The following is a 13,522-nucleotide window of genomic DNA, read 5'->3' on the forward strand; positions in this document are numbered from 1 at the left end:
CCACTCTGTCACCGGCCGGGCAGACGAGAGCGACCGTGGCAGCCGAACTACGTCACCTGGTCGACAGTTTCGGGCGGGTGACGGCACCGCAGTACCGAGAGAGCCACGGCGTCAGCCGACAACCCTGAACACCATGACCCCGCGGTTCTCGTAGGCGAGTTCGTACCGCCCCGAGTCGACGAGTTCCTGTCGCATCTCCGCGGACTGGATGCTCTCCATCCCGCGCACCGAGTACTCGCCCTTCGGGACGTAGAGGTAGTCGGGCGTCGTCCCGGACTCGGTGAGATACTTGGTGATACAGGCTTCGCTCCGGCACGTCGAGAGGCGGTTGAACAGGCCGAGTTGGTGTTGGTACTGCGCCTGCCCGCGCCACTCCACCCCCCACGGCCCGACGAGAATCGTCCGGTCGGTGTACAGCGGGAACCACTCGGCGGCGTCGCCGACGACGACGAAGGTGGCGTCGGGTTCGGTGTTTGCGTCGGCCCACTCCATCGCCTCGACGTCGGAGCCGTTGATGAACGCCGGTTGCGAGGTGCTCCCGGCGTGCGAGTCGAGGTGTCCGCCCGCGTAGAACACCGAGACGCTCATCCCGAGAATCGCCACGACGAATATCGCCGCCAGTTCGGCCCGCCGCCGACGCTGCGACGTGATCGACAGTCGCCGGTACGCCAGCCGAAGCACGTCGAAGATGACGACGGCGGCCATAAGCGGCCCGAGGGTGAAGACGAACCGCGGCTTCGAGACGAAGATGATACAGAGCGCGAACCACCCCGGGAGGAAGAACGAGCGCCGCCAGGCGAGGTAGACGCCCGAGAAGATGTACAGCACGAAGAACGCCGAGATGATGATCATCCCGAACGACTGGAGGTTGAACAGCCCCGGACGGATGGAGAACAGCACCGCCGGCGGGTTGAACGACGCCGACCCGGGGACGAACGTCGGGACTAACTCGAACAGCTGCTTGCCGATGCCGCCGTGGGTCCCCGCCGCGCCGGCGAAGATGCCGACGCCGTGGTTCGAGATCACCGTCAGCCACCAGGGCGACGCGAGCACGAGACCGCCGATAGCGACGGCGGCCCCTTCGAGCAGTCCCGTGAGGCTTTGGTCGAAGTAGACGAACAGCCAGATGTACGACAGGCCGAAGAAGGCCGTGTACACCGGGTGGGTCAGTATCGTCAGTGCGAACAGCAGCACCGACGGCCAGAGCCACCGTCGGTCTCGCGTCGCAAACAGTTTGACCCCGGTGTAGAGGCCGGTGTAGAGCCACACCGCGCCGAGCGACCGGACGAAGCCGCCGCCGGAGATGTGCCACTGCAGAATCGGCGGCCCGACGGCGACGAAGATGGCCGCCAGTCCGGCCTGCCGCTCCGAGCCGAGCAGTTCGCGCGCCAGAAGGTAGAACGGCACGAGGTAGACGACCGTCAGAAAGCCGGGCAGATAGCGGCTTATCGTCAGGTACGAGAGTCCGAACGCGTCGTGCAACACTGCGGCGACGTAGAACGCCAGCGGTGGGTAGGCGAAGGGAATCCCCTCCGGCGTGTAGTGCGGGATGATCGCCGGCAGCGCGTACCCCTCGCGGATAATCTGCTCGGCCATGTACAGGAAGAGGCCGGCGCCGAACGCGGGGTACGGGTGCGTGACGACGTAGGCGGTGTACGTCGCCAGCGCGACGATTATCGCGGGTGCGAGCCACGCGAACTCGCCGGCGATGGCTTCGAGGCGGCCGAATCTCGACACCTGTCGTCGCCGTACACCGTCCGTGTTCGTCAGCTTTCGTGGGTCCATCATCGTCGGTTACTTCCTCCGGAGGCGCGCGGGTGTTCGAAACCGAGCCGAAACGGCGGTTGGTGCGGACCGAAGCGGCGGTTGGCGCTGATCGAAACGGTCGTTGACGCGGACCGAGACGACCCACCCGGTGCCGACGGACACGGGCGTTATTAGTCCGCCGTTCGTCTTCGGCGTGTCGCCCCCGTCGGCGATCTGTCGTCTGCCGCCGGACGTCACCGCCGAGCGAACGGCGGGTGCGAGTGTCGGCCGAGAGGCTACTGTGGACGCCATCTCAGGATCCAACCCAAATCGACCGGGAGCGTTCGAGACGGTAGCGCCTCCTCGACCGCGCCCGGCCGAAACGAACCGCAGACCGACGAGCGCGGACGGCGACAGAGGGAGTCCGCCGACGGTACGCGACGGAACGTTTTCCCGTCGGTCGAAGACGTGCACTCATTCACTCCCCGTTTCGTCCTTCACCGTAATAATCGACGCTATCGTTGCCGCGAGTTTTCCCCCGTTTTACTCGGCCTTCGAACGACACCCGCCTCGGGAAACGTGTAGTTGAGACGCGAGCGGTCCCCGCCGAACTCCGCCGGAGACGCCGTCGGTGGTCGCGCCGCCGTAGGAACTCCCTACGCACGACAGACGCCGGGACTCGGCGGTCAGTCAGGGTCGCCCGTACCCCGAAGAGAGCGACCGACGGCGTCTGACGCGCTCGCCTCGGGCGCTGCGGCATCGCTCCGTCTTCGTCGCGCCGCCCGGGTAATCCGGTCGAAGCCTCGGCGAAAACTTGTCCCGGAAACGACTCGTTGAGCGCATTCACTCGTGTCTGAGTGCATCTATCGGGTCGACCGTCGACGCGCTCCAGGCGGGATAGAGACCGGCGAACACCCCGACGAGCGGTCCGACCACGACGGAGACGACGAACCAGAGCGGACGGATCCGCAGCGGGAGGTCGATGAGTACCGTCGCGGCGTACCCGCCGCTGATGCCTACCAGTGCACCAAAGACGGAGCCGAACAGCCCGAGCAGTATCGCCTCCAGGAGGAACAACTGCATGATGTCGCGGCGCTTGGCGCCGACCGCTTTCATGATGCCGATCTCGCGCGTCCGCTCGGTGACGCTGACGAGCATGATGTTGGCGATACCGATGGCACCGACGATGAGCGAGATGACCGCGATACCGGTGATGTACGCGGTGAACGTGCTGCTGACCTGCTGAATCTGGTCGACGAGTTGGTCGTACGTCGTCACCTCGAACTGGTAGCCCTCGGCTTTGAGAACCCGAGCGTCGGACTGCTCCGTCAGGTACGAGATGATCCGGCCCTGGACCGCCTCTATCTCCTGAATGCTGCCGGCGCTCACGAGTACCTGCGAGTACACACGCTGCTGTTGGTCCGTGTTGGGACTGATGACTGCTCGCTCGTAGAACGGGTTCGTGGGCGCGTAGATGCTCGGTTGCGCACCGCCGGTGAGCGCGCCCGCCCCCTCCTGAGAGCCCTCGGCGATACCGACGACGGTGGCGTTTATCGGCTGTCCGTTCGCCGCTCGGGTGAGCGTGATGTTCTCACCGACGGTGACGTTCTCGGCGAACATCCGGACCGCAGGCCGATTCAACACCACCTCCCGCTGCCCCGACTGGTACGGTCGTCCCTCGACGATCCGTTGACCTTTCAGCTCGAAGTACTGCGGCCGCGATACCGTCACCCACTGCCTCCCCACCGAGTCGTTTCTGTACCGCACCTGTGCGGTCGCGATCCCACCGACGGGGACGGCGGCTGCGACGCCCTCTATCTGGCGGATCTGCTGGACGTCGTACTGGGTGAACACCGACTGTCCGCCCTGCCCGAGCTGCGGGATGTCGCTCTGCGTCTGCGAGGACGCCGAGACGTACATCACGTCCTGGTTGTCCCCGGCGATGGTGTTGACGATATCCGCCTGCAGACTCGCCCCGAGGGTGACGAACGCGATGACGGCGGCGACGCCGATGATGACGCCGAGCGTCGTCAGCGTCGAACGGAGTTTGTGGCCGACGATGCTCCGCCAACTCATCCGGAGGCTCTCTAGGAGGTCCACGCTTCTCCCTCGGTAGCTCCCTCACCGGGATTCTGGACCGGCTTCGTCTCGTCCACTGACGGAATCCGTCGCTTCTCGCCGAGTTCCTCGATGCGTTCTATCTCGCCGTCGAGAACGTGGACGATTCGCTCGGCGTGCTCGGCGATGTCCCGCTCGTGGGTCACCATCAGAATCGTGTTGCCGCGCTGGTACAGTTCCTCGAACAGCCGCATTATCTGCCGACTCGTCTCGCTGTCGAGACTCCCGGTCGGTTCGTCCGCGAGGATGATGGCCGGGTCGTTGACGAGCGCGCGGGCGATGGCGACGCGCTGGCGCTGCCCGCCCGAGAGCTCCGTCGGCTTGTGGTCGACTCGGTCAGCCAGTCCGACGTCGGCCAGGAGCGACTCGGCTCGCTTCGTCCGCTCCTCCCGCGATACGTCGCGAAACGACAGCGGCATGGCGACGTTCTCCAGCGCCGTCAACCGCGGCATCAAGTTGAACGTCTGAAAGACGAATCCGATCTTCTCGCCGCGGACGTTCGCCCGTTCGGAGTCGGACAGTTTCGTCACGTTCGTCCCGTCGATTCGAATCTCGCCTGCCGTGGGCGTGTCTAAACAGCCGATGAGGTTGAGAAGCGTACTCTTGCCGGAGCCGCTCGGGCCCATGATGCTCGTGTACGACCCTCGCGGCACCTTCAGGGAGACGTCGTCGAGTACCGGCACCGGCTCACCGAGTTCGTAGACTTTGTATACCCCCGACAGTGACACGACGGTGTCTTCGGTCGGTCCTCCACCGTCGGTGTATGCGTCCATGTGCGCTAAGACGAGCGTCGGGCACAAAAGATGTAGTGGCCGTCGCAGGTCGATATCGGGGCCGTTCGCCGGTTAACGCCTCACTGTCGGAGACGTCCCGAGACGAGACCACCCCTTCGACGTCGGCGTCCGCTCGCTGGAGGCGTCCGTTCGACCGTCGGCGTCCGTTCGACCGCGGCGAGGCTACGCGCGAGCGTCTTCGTCGTCGTCGAGGTCCTGCATCCCCGGCGCGGCGCCGACGTCGACGTCTTCGGGTTCCTCTCTGCCGCCGACGCGGAGTTCGCCGTCGTCGCCTTCGACGTACACGTCGTCGGCGAACCCGCCCTGGGCGTGCGGGTGTTCGGGGTCGTCGAGCTTCTCCGGCGTCGACGGTGCGTCCGGAATCTCGCGCGTTCGGAACTCGCCCAGCGGGTCGGCGATGGTGATGTCGTGCCGCCGGAAGAACTCCTCGTAGCGCTCGTAGTGGGCTTCGAGTTCGTCGGTCGGAATCTCCATCATCTCCGTCCAGCCGTGGTTGTAGAAGTCGAAGTTCGCCTGGACGTGCGTGATTTCGCGCGCCTCCGCCTCGGGAAAGCCCGCGTCGAGCGCGGCGACGTACGTGTCGAACGTGCAATCGAAGAACGCCTCCATGTGCGGTTCGCGCTCCTCGCGGCGGCCCTCCTCGGCCTTCTTACCGAAGATGTTCACGTGGAGGTCGACGAGCTTTCTGGTAGCGATGTCGCCGACGACCGGCATGGTGAGCGCCTGCTTGGCGGCGAAGTGGCGGACGTTCTGACGGAGTTTCATAGCCGGTCTTTGGGACCCGACTGACTTCAACGCCACGCGTATTCCGTGGCCGCGACTCCGGCGCGTCACGCGTCTCACCCTCGTTTCGCGGCGTTCGGGGCTGGAATCTCCATAAGTGGATAGCAACCCACATTAACCCCCGTTACGAACCTCTCTCACATGACCGAATCGTACGTGATTATCGGCGACGGTATCGCGGGTAGTTCCGCGGCGGAGACGCTCCGCGAGGAGGCACCGGACGCCGAAGTCACCGTTATCACGGACGAGGGTGAAGCCCTCTACAATCGGATTCTCATCAAAGAGTTCGCCAAAGGCAAACTGCCGGAGGCACCCATTTCGATTCACGACGAGTCGTGGTACGACGAACGCGACATCGACCTGCGTCTCAACACGCACGTCAAGAGGATCGACCCCGACGCCCACGAGATCACGACGCACGAAGACGAGACGCTGGCGTACGACAAACTGCTCGTCGCTACCGGCGGCACGCCGACGCAGTTGCCCGTCGACAACTCCGACGCCGAGGGCGTCCACCACTTCTGGACGTTTCAGGACGCCCGGCGCATCCGCGAGAGCGCCGACTCGGGCGAGAACGCCGTCATCGTCGGTGCCGGCCTCCTCGGCATCGACCTCGCGGCCATCTGCGGCGCGCAGGGCGTCTCCGCGAAGTATCTGATGCGCGGGAACGCCTGGTGGCGCTACGCGCTCTCGGAGGAGGGCGCCGAAATCATGCACGAGGCGATGCGCGACGTGGGCGTCGAACCCGTCTTCGACAGCGGCGTCGACCACTTCGAGGTCGACGACGACGGCCGCGTCACCGGTGCGGTCGACCCCAACGGCGACCACTACGACTGCGACTGGGCGGGCGTCGCCATCGGGCTGAACTTCAACACCGAAATCCTCCAAGGAACGGGCGTCAAACAGGACGACGGCGTCGTCGTCGACCAGTACATGCAGTCGAGCGTCGACGACATCTACGCGGCGGGCGACCTGACGCGCTTCTACGACACCATCCTCGGCGAGTACGCCCAGAACGGGTCGTGGGGCAGCGCGCGCGAACAGGGCTCCATCGCGGGCCACAACATGGTCCACGGCGAGGAGAAGGAGTTCCGCTGGGTCTCGTCGTACTCCATCACTCACTTCGACTTCCCGTTCCTCTCGTTCGGCCACCCGACCATCGGCGACGAGGAAGCGGAGCGCAAGTACTCCGACACCGAGTGGCGGCGCATCGCGTTCAAAGACGGCAAAGTCGTCGGCGGCGTCCTCATCGGCGACCTCTCCGCGCAGAGCGCGCTGAAGAAGCTGATGCGCGAAGAGCGCGTCGTCGCCGACCAGGCCGACGTCCTCCTCGAGAAGAAGATCGACCTCGACGACCTCGCAGCGACCCAAGAGCAGTAACCCGGCTCTCTTCGCCGTTTCTCTCTATCTTTCGCAATCGTTAGCGCTGCCAAAAGATTCATACTCTACCGTGACAGTAGTTGTCACATGGCACAGTCGACGAATGCGACGGTCGCCGCGACGCGAACGGACACCGTTCCGTCCGGGGCGCGCGTCCGTCACTTCGACGAGTTAGACGAGAGCGCACAGCAACTCGTCCTCGCGGCCGCGAACGGGCAGCTGACGAACACCGCCTCCTCCTCCGACCTCCGGAGCGGAGATATCGTCGTTTTCACCGACTACTACCGAGTCCACTGAGCGACCGCTGCCGGACGGACCGAAGCCGTTTTCGGCCGACGACGACGAGAGGGTGGTATGCAAGGCGGCGGCTCAAACGATATGACCCTCGCGTTCGAGTTGGAGGCGCTGAAACGGCTCGCCGACCCGAACACGGTGTTCAACGACGCTCGGCAGTGGACCAAATACGTCGGCGTCGTCAGCGAGAAACCGACGTACGTGGTGACGAACTTCACGCGCAAAGAGCGCATCCGACAGGACTTCTTCTCGGGACCGCGCGGCGTCGAGGAGAGCCTCGAAAACGTCAAGCGCCAGTTCGACACCGACCGGCACGTGTTCGTCGGGACCACGGAGGAGGACCGCGAACTCGCCGAGGCGACCGACTGGGAGTATCTCCCGCTCGAACAAGCCGCGGAGGCGGCGGGATGGGACCTCGCGGGCGACGCGCCCGAGGAGGACCCCTTCGACGGCGAGACGCGCGACGACTGGCCCTGAGCCGTCTCACGTCAAAACGCGGATCGGGTGCGCTACTGCGCGACCGGTCCCGCGACGCCCAGTTGTTCGAGCAGTTCCAGATTGTCCGACTCGAGCCATCGCTCGACGATCTTCCCGTCCTCGACGCGGAAGAAACCCATGTTGGTCCCCGAAACCCGATTCCCGGTGGGTTCGATCCCGCCGAACCGTCCCTCGTGGGTTCCCTCGAAAACGAACCGAACGGCGACGGTGTCCCCCTCTGCAATCAGTTCTTCTATCGTCACGGTCGCGTCCGGAAACGCCTCGTGAGCGACTTCGACGTGGCGTCGGAACCCCTCGAAGCCGCGCGCCTCCTCGGCGGTGAGCGTCTCGTCCGACAGCGGGTCGTGGTTGACGACGTTCTCGGCGATTAGCTCGTCGAGGAGGCCGGTTCGTTCTTGGTTGAACGCCTCCTCGTAGTACCTTCGAACGAGCGCCTTGTTTTCCTCTGATGTCGACATCTCTCTCACCACAGGAACGTACGCGTCACAGCGCTATAAGCTAGCAGAGAACACGGCAATCGGAAGGATAGTGCGGTTTCGTGCACCTACTGACACCGGAACGTCCGAACTTCGTAATTCCGGGTCGACAGATTCTGCTCGACGACTCTACACCGCGGCGGCTCGCGCTCTACGGCGAGACGGCCGAGACGTCCGTCTCTTTCCGTCACTTCCCCCGCACGTCCGCCGAGTGACGCTATCGAAAGCACTAATCGCGAACGGTCCCTGGATACCGATAATGAGTCACCAGTTGCCTGACGTGCAGGCAAGCCAGCCCGACGTCACCGTCGGACTCAGTCAGGTCGGCGTCACGGGCGTCGAGAAACTCGTGAAACTCGCCCGAGACGGGAAGCGGCCCATCGTCCTGATGGCCGAGTTCGAGGTGTTCGTCGACCTCCCGGCGACGCGCAAGGGCGCGGACATGAGCCGGAACATGGAGGTCATCGACGAGACGCTCGAAGCCGCCGTCGAGGAGCCGAGCTACCGCGTCGAGGACGTCTGCGGCGACGCCGCCGAGCGCCTGCTGGAGAAACACGACTACACCTCGACGGCCGACGTTCGGATGACCGCCGAACTCGTCACGCGCGAGCGGACGCCCGCCAGCGACAAACAGACGCAGGGCACCGCGACCATCATCGCCAGCGCCGTCGCCACCGAGGAGGGCACCCGCGAGGAGATCGGCGCCCGCGTCACCGGTATGACGGTCTGTCCCTGCTCGCAGGGGATGTCGGCCTCTCGCGCCCGCGAGGAGCTCGGCGACCTCGGCGTCGACGACGAGACGGTCGAGCAGTTCCTGGACGCGGTCCCGCAACCGGGCCACTCCCAGCGCGGCCACGCCACGTTCACCGTGACGAGCGAGGGCTCGCCCGACGTGGACCTCATGGACATCATCGACGTCGCCCGCGACTCGATGAGCGCGCGCATCTACAACCTCGCGAAGCGTCCCGACGAGGATTACATGACCTTCCACGCGCACGCAAACGCGAAGTTCGTCGAGGACTGCGTCCGCTCGATGGCCGAGGACGCCGTCGGCCGGTTCGACCAACTGCCGGACGACGCGGTCATCCACATGAAGCAGTCGAACGACGAGTCCATCCACCAGCACAACGCCCACGCAGAGCGGGAAGTGACGATGGAGCAGTTGCGGAGCGAACTCGGTCAGTAGAACGGAGAGGTCAGAACGACAGCGGGTCGGCCGCCTCCCAGCGCGGGTCGAACACGGCGCGGACGTCGGCGGCGAACTCGGGGTCCTTCAGGTCTATCATCGCCAGCGCCTCGCCCGGGTCCAGCGGATTCGGCACCTCGATGCACACCTCCACGTCGTCGATGAGGTTGAACGTCCCCGTCACGTTCTCGCTCGTCCGCACCTCGAACTGCGGGTGTTCCGACAGCCCCTCCGTGTAGCGCTCGCCGACGCTCGGCGGAAGCGTCGCCACCAGCTCCGGCGTCATCAGCAGCGAGACGGAGACGCCGCGGTCCAACGCCGCGGCCAGTTCGTCGACGACGGCTTCGCTCACCGTCCCGAGGTCGAACTGCGGCGAGGGCGTCGCCGCCACCATCACGACGTGGTCGTCGGCCGTCGCCAGTCGCTCGACGAGCAGGTCCATCGTCTCGCCCGGGCCGACGGCGGCCGTCCAGAACTGCCCCTCGACGGGTTCGCCCGCGTCGAGTTCGTCGACCAACTCGTCGACGATGCCCTCGTACTGTTGAGCCTTCTCCTCGAGTTCGCGGCGCTTGTCTTCGAGCAGCCGGTCCAGCGCGGCGTCCGGTTCGACGCCCACGTACTTCTTGGGTCGACTCGCCGCCTGACTCCGGACGAGACTGTACTGTTCGAGGCTGTTGAGCACGTCGTAGATGCGGCCCATCGGCACGTCGCTAGCCCGTGACAACTCCTTAGCCGTTGTCGGCCCCGTTCGAAGGAGCGCTCGGTACGAACGCGCCTCGTACTCGGACAGCCCAAGGTCTCGGAGACTCGCCATGCGGGTGAATCTCACGCCCGGGTTATAAACACACCGGAAGTTTACACGGGACCGGCGTCGCGGTCAGTTGTTCCCGCCGAGGCTGCGAGTCGCCGCCGACACCTGCGCCATCAGTTCGTCGGGCGTCGACGCCGACAGCGCCGTCTCGCCGACGAGTACGGCCGCCGTGCCGCGTTCGAGGTCGCGGTCGGCGACGAGAGCGCCGGCGTCGGGGACGACGACTTTCTCGTGGTCGGCGACGCGGAGCGCCGCGCGGTGGAGGTCGCTCCCGGGGTCGTCGGCGACGGCGACGACGAGGGGCTCACCGCCGAGCCGCGCGGCCACCGCGCCGTAGTCGGCCGCTTGCACGCCGATCCGGTCGGCGGCTCCGGCGAACGCCTCGATCGTCTCGCGGGCGACCTCCCGGTAGCGGTCGTCGTCGGCCAAAACCGCGAGGTCGCAGAGCGCCCCGGCCATCTCGACGTTGTCGTCCAGCGGCCGAAACGGCCGGTCGAGGAGACCCGGCCCCTCCTTCGGGCCGTCGAGGAACGACCCGTCGTCGTGGAGCTCGGCTATCGCCCTGTCGGCGACGCGTTCGGCGACGTCGAGGCCCGCTCCGAGCACCTGCTGTGCGCGGATGAACGCGGCGACGACGCGGGCGTGGTCGCCGAGCAGGAGTCGTTCTCCGGCGTCGTCGCCCGCGCGGTAGTGCGTCACCGCCCCGTCGTCGTCGACGAGGTCGGTTTCGAGGAAGTCGAGGACGCGCTCGGCGTACCCTCTCGCGCTCTCGTCGTCGGTGTAGCCAGCGTAGGTGAGCATCGCCTCGGCGGCCAGCGCGTTGCCGCCCGCGAACGCGGTGAGGTCGACGCGCGGCTGGGTGGTCTCGCCTCGCTCGTCGGCCGACAGCGCGTAGTAGTCGCGCCCGGCCGCGGGGCCGACGCTCCCGCCGACGGCGACGCCGGTCCAGAGGTCGTCGGTGAGAAAGTCGATGGTCCGCTTCGCGGGGCGACGGTAGGCGTCGTCGCCGGTGTAGAGGTAGGCGTTGGCGAACGCGCGGACGAGCGCCGCGTTCGTGTCCAGCAGTTTCTCGTGGTGGACGCCGCTCCAGTCGCGGCCGCTCGCGTAGCGGAAGAACCCCCCGGCAACGTCGTCGAACAGGTGGTCGCGGACCGCGTCGAGGGTCCGAAGCGCCTGACCCCGCTCGCGCTTCAGCGCGAACTCGACGGTGCGCGGGAGCGGGAACTTCGCGTCGTCGCCCCACCCGGCGTGGACCTCGTCGTACTTCTCGCCGAGCTGTCCCGCGATGTACGCCTCGACGGCCGGCGAGAGTTCGCCGACCGGCGTGGGGTCGTCGGCGAGCGCACGCGGGACGCGCCCGGCGTCGCCGCCGCGGTCGGCCCACGTCTCGCGGACGCTGTCGAGCACCTGTCGCATCCCGTCGGGGCCGAGATAGCCCGCCCCCGAGATGATCGCCCCGGAGGGCGTCGCGAACACCGTCGAGGGGAACCCGCCCGCGTTGTACCGTTCGCGGACGCGCGGCTGGCGGTCGACGTCGACGCGGACCGGAACGAAGTCGTCGTTGACGTTCGCGGCGATACGCGGTTCGGCGTACGTCTCGACGTCCATCTCGTGACAGCCGGCGCACCACGTCGCCGACAGCGACAGCAACAGCGGTTGCTCGGCTTCGGCCGCCTCGGCGAACGCGGCCGGCCCCCACTCGCGCCACTCGACGCGGGTCTCGTCGTCCATACACGTCCTCGGTGAGCGTCGGGGGTAAGCGCTTCGAGGTCGTCGAGGCTACGTGTTCGCGCGCTGCAACTGCGCCGCGGTCCGGATCCGAACGTCGACGGGTTTCTTGACGAACTCGCCGGTCGAACGGGCGACGACGTGGTCGACGCCGCGCTGTGCGGCGACGTCGAGCAGGCGCTGGTCGAGTTCGCCGTCGACGACGACCGCGTACGGCACCAGGTCGGCGTCGACGAGCGCGTCGAACGCCGTCGATTGCTCGCCTTCCGTCAGCAGGTCCAGGTCGGCGTCGAGCAGTCGAACGAGACCGCTCGACTCGTCGATGACCTCGACGACGTGTTCTCTGAGGCTCTTCGGTTCCGGCGGGAGCGACGACTGCGAGGCGTCTGCGCTCGCCTCCGCCCCGTCCCCGGCGTCGCTGTCGAGCTCCGTGTCGACGCTGCCGGCACCGCCCTCTTCGCCGTTGGTCGTCTCGTCGCGCCTCGGTTCGGTGCCGTCGGCGGGGTCCTCGGCGGTCGGTTCGTCGGCCGTCTCCCCTACAGCGGGGGAGGGAGTCGCCGGAGCGTCAGTCGCTTCCGGCGACTCCGTTCGAGGGTCCGACGGCGGCTCCGGGGCGGGCGTCGAACTGCCGTCGGTCGCCGCGACGGTCGACCGAACGTCGTTGTCGCCGGCGACGGCGTCGTACGGAACCTTGTCGCGCAGCGCCGACATCACCTCGTGGCGCGCGAGGTCCTCGACGGAGCGGCCCGGCGGCGCGAAGGCGACGTAGTCGACGTTGCCGACCTGCGCCAGTTCGCGGAGGATGAGTTCGCCGCCGCGGTCACCGTCGAGAAAGGCGGTGACGGTCCGGTTTTCGGTCAGTTCGGCGACGCTGTCGGGGACGTTCGTCCCCTCGACCGCGACGCCGTTTTTGATGCCGTATCGGAGCAGCGTCAGGATGTCCGCGCGCCCCTCGACGACCACGATGGCGTCCGAGTCGGCGACGCGCGGACCCGCGGGCAAGCCGTGGTACTCCGTGATGTCCTCGACGCGGACGCTCTCGCGCACCTCTTCGAGAATCTCGCGGCTCGTCATCACGCTGTCGTCGAACGCCTCCGAGAGCAGTTCCTTCGCCCGGTCGACGACCTCGCGCCGCTTGGCGCTCCGCACGTCTTCGATGTCGACGACCTCCGCGTGCGCCTGACACGGGCCGACGCGCGTGATACTCTCTAGCGCGGCCGCGAGAATCGCCGTCTCTACCTTGTCGAGACTGCTGGCGATGGTTATCCGCCCGAACGACTGCCCGTTCTCGCTGTCGATTTCGACGTCTATCCGTCCGATCTTCGAACCTTGCTGGAGGTCGCGGAGGTCCAGGTCGTCGCCGAGGAGGCCTTCGGTCTGCCCGAAGACCGCTCCGACCACGTCGCTTCGTTCGACCACCCCGTCGGCGGTTACCGAAGCGTGAATGAGATATTTCGCAGTGTCTTCCATAATTGAATCACCGGTGATTGATGTTGATGTGAAACGTGGACGGTCCGTCCATCCACACCCCCGTATATAAGTTTCGCAGGAGGGATATACCTGTCGCACTCCCCGCCTCGCTCGGACTCCACTCGGTGGAAGCCGACCGTAGAGGCATTTCGACGACATTAAGAAAAATTCTCTTCAAAGACGTAAATCGAAGCCAGTTTAGTAGAATTTATCACCGAGTAGCCGTTTATCGTCATAC

The 13,522-nt window shown here is 66.3% G+C and carries 12 protein-coding genes; 4 read left to right on the top strand and 8 right to left on the bottom strand.

Translation table 11 applies throughout. From position 1 onward, the window contains the following. Positions 1-111: 111 nt before the first annotated feature. From FCF25_RS03435 to FCF25_RS03450, 4 genes are all read right to left on the bottom strand, one after another. Positions 112-1,788 (bottom strand): hypothetical protein, encoded by a 1,677-nt coding sequence (locus FCF25_RS03435; RefSeq protein WP_168191198.1) that lies wholly within the window; start codon positions 1,786-1,788, stop codon positions 112-114. Between the two features lie 801 nt (positions 1,789-2,589). Beyond that, positions 2,590-3,846, bottom strand: coding sequence for an ABC transporter permease (locus FCF25_RS03440; RefSeq protein ID WP_117594778.1), 1,257 nt, complete (start codon positions 3,844-3,846; stop codon positions 2,590-2,592). Beyond that, the gene (locus FCF25_RS03445; protein ID WP_137047332.1) at positions 3,834-4,637 is read right to left on the bottom strand and encodes an ABC transporter ATP-binding protein; all 804 of its coding nucleotides are present in this window, start codon (positions 4,635-4,637) and stop codon (positions 3,834-3,836) included. The genes FCF25_RS03440 and FCF25_RS03445 overlap by 13 nt, the downstream gene beginning before the upstream one ends. 183 nt (positions 4,638-4,820) lie before the next feature. Next, positions 4,821-5,423: a DUF6149 family protein gene (locus FCF25_RS03450; protein WP_117594780.1), complete on the bottom strand. Its 603-nt coding sequence runs from the start codon at positions 5,421-5,423 to the stop codon at positions 4,821-4,823. A gap of 159 nt (positions 5,424-5,582) precedes the next feature. Here FCF25_RS03450 and FCF25_RS03455 point away from each other — a divergent pair, with 159 nt between their 5' ends. The 3 genes from FCF25_RS03455 to FCF25_RS03465 all read left to right on the top strand — a co-directional run bounded on the left by FCF25_RS03455 (position 5,583) and on the right by FCF25_RS03465 (position 7,592). Next, positions 5,583-6,821, top strand: coding sequence for an NAD(P)/FAD-dependent oxidoreductase (locus tag FCF25_RS03455; protein ID WP_117594781.1), 1,239 nt, complete (start codon positions 5,583-5,585; stop codon positions 6,819-6,821). Positions 6,822-6,908: 87 nt separating this feature from the next. Next, on the top strand, positions 6,909-7,118 hold the full coding sequence (locus tag FCF25_RS03460) for a hypothetical protein (protein ID WP_137047333.1): 210 nt from the start codon (positions 6,909-6,911) through the stop codon (positions 7,116-7,118). Positions 7,119-7,175: 57 nt separating this feature from the next. After that, entirely contained in the window at positions 7,176-7,592 is a 417-nt protein-coding gene (locus tag FCF25_RS03465) for a hypothetical protein (RefSeq protein WP_117594783.1), read from the top strand. Positions 7,593-7,624: 32 nt separating this feature from the next. Here FCF25_RS03465 and FCF25_RS03470 read toward each other — a convergent pair whose 3' ends face one another. Further along, positions 7,625-8,071, bottom strand: a complete 447-nt coding sequence (locus tag FCF25_RS03470) for an ester cyclase (RefSeq protein WP_137047334.1) — start codon at positions 8,069-8,071, stop codon at positions 7,625-7,627. Positions 8,072-8,348: 277 nt separating this feature from the next. On the opposite strand from FCF25_RS03470, the gene mptA reads away from it, so the two are divergent. After that, positions 8,349-9,275 (top strand): GTP cyclohydrolase MptA, encoded by a 927-nt coding sequence (gene mptA, locus FCF25_RS03475; protein ID WP_137047335.1) that lies wholly within the window; start codon positions 8,349-8,351, stop codon positions 9,273-9,275. A 10-nt stretch (positions 9,276-9,285) separates the two neighbouring features. Here the strand turns inward: mptA and FCF25_RS03480 are convergent, their stop codons facing one another. From FCF25_RS03480 to dnaG, 3 genes are all read right to left on the bottom strand, one after another. Then, the gene (locus tag FCF25_RS03480; RefSeq protein WP_137047336.1) at positions 9,286-10,089 is read right to left on the bottom strand and encodes a TrmB family transcriptional regulator; all 804 of its coding nucleotides are present in this window, start codon (positions 10,087-10,089) and stop codon (positions 9,286-9,288) included. 63 nt (positions 10,090-10,152) lie between these two features. Then, positions 10,153-11,817, bottom strand: a complete 1,665-nt coding sequence (locus FCF25_RS03485; RefSeq protein WP_137047337.1) for a DUF255 domain-containing protein — start codon at positions 11,815-11,817, stop codon at positions 10,153-10,155. A 48-nt stretch (positions 11,818-11,865) separates the two neighbouring features. Beyond that, entirely contained in the window at positions 11,866-13,284 is a 1,419-nt protein-coding gene (dnaG, locus tag FCF25_RS03490) for a DNA primase DnaG (protein WP_117594788.1), read from the bottom strand. Positions 13,285-13,522 lie beyond the last annotated feature (238 nt).

It is taken from the genome of Haloprofundus sp. MHR1 (assembly GCF_005155585.1).
Classification (GTDB): domain Archaea; phylum Halobacteriota; class Halobacteria; order Halobacteriales; family Haloferacaceae; genus Haloprofundus; species Haloprofundus halophilus.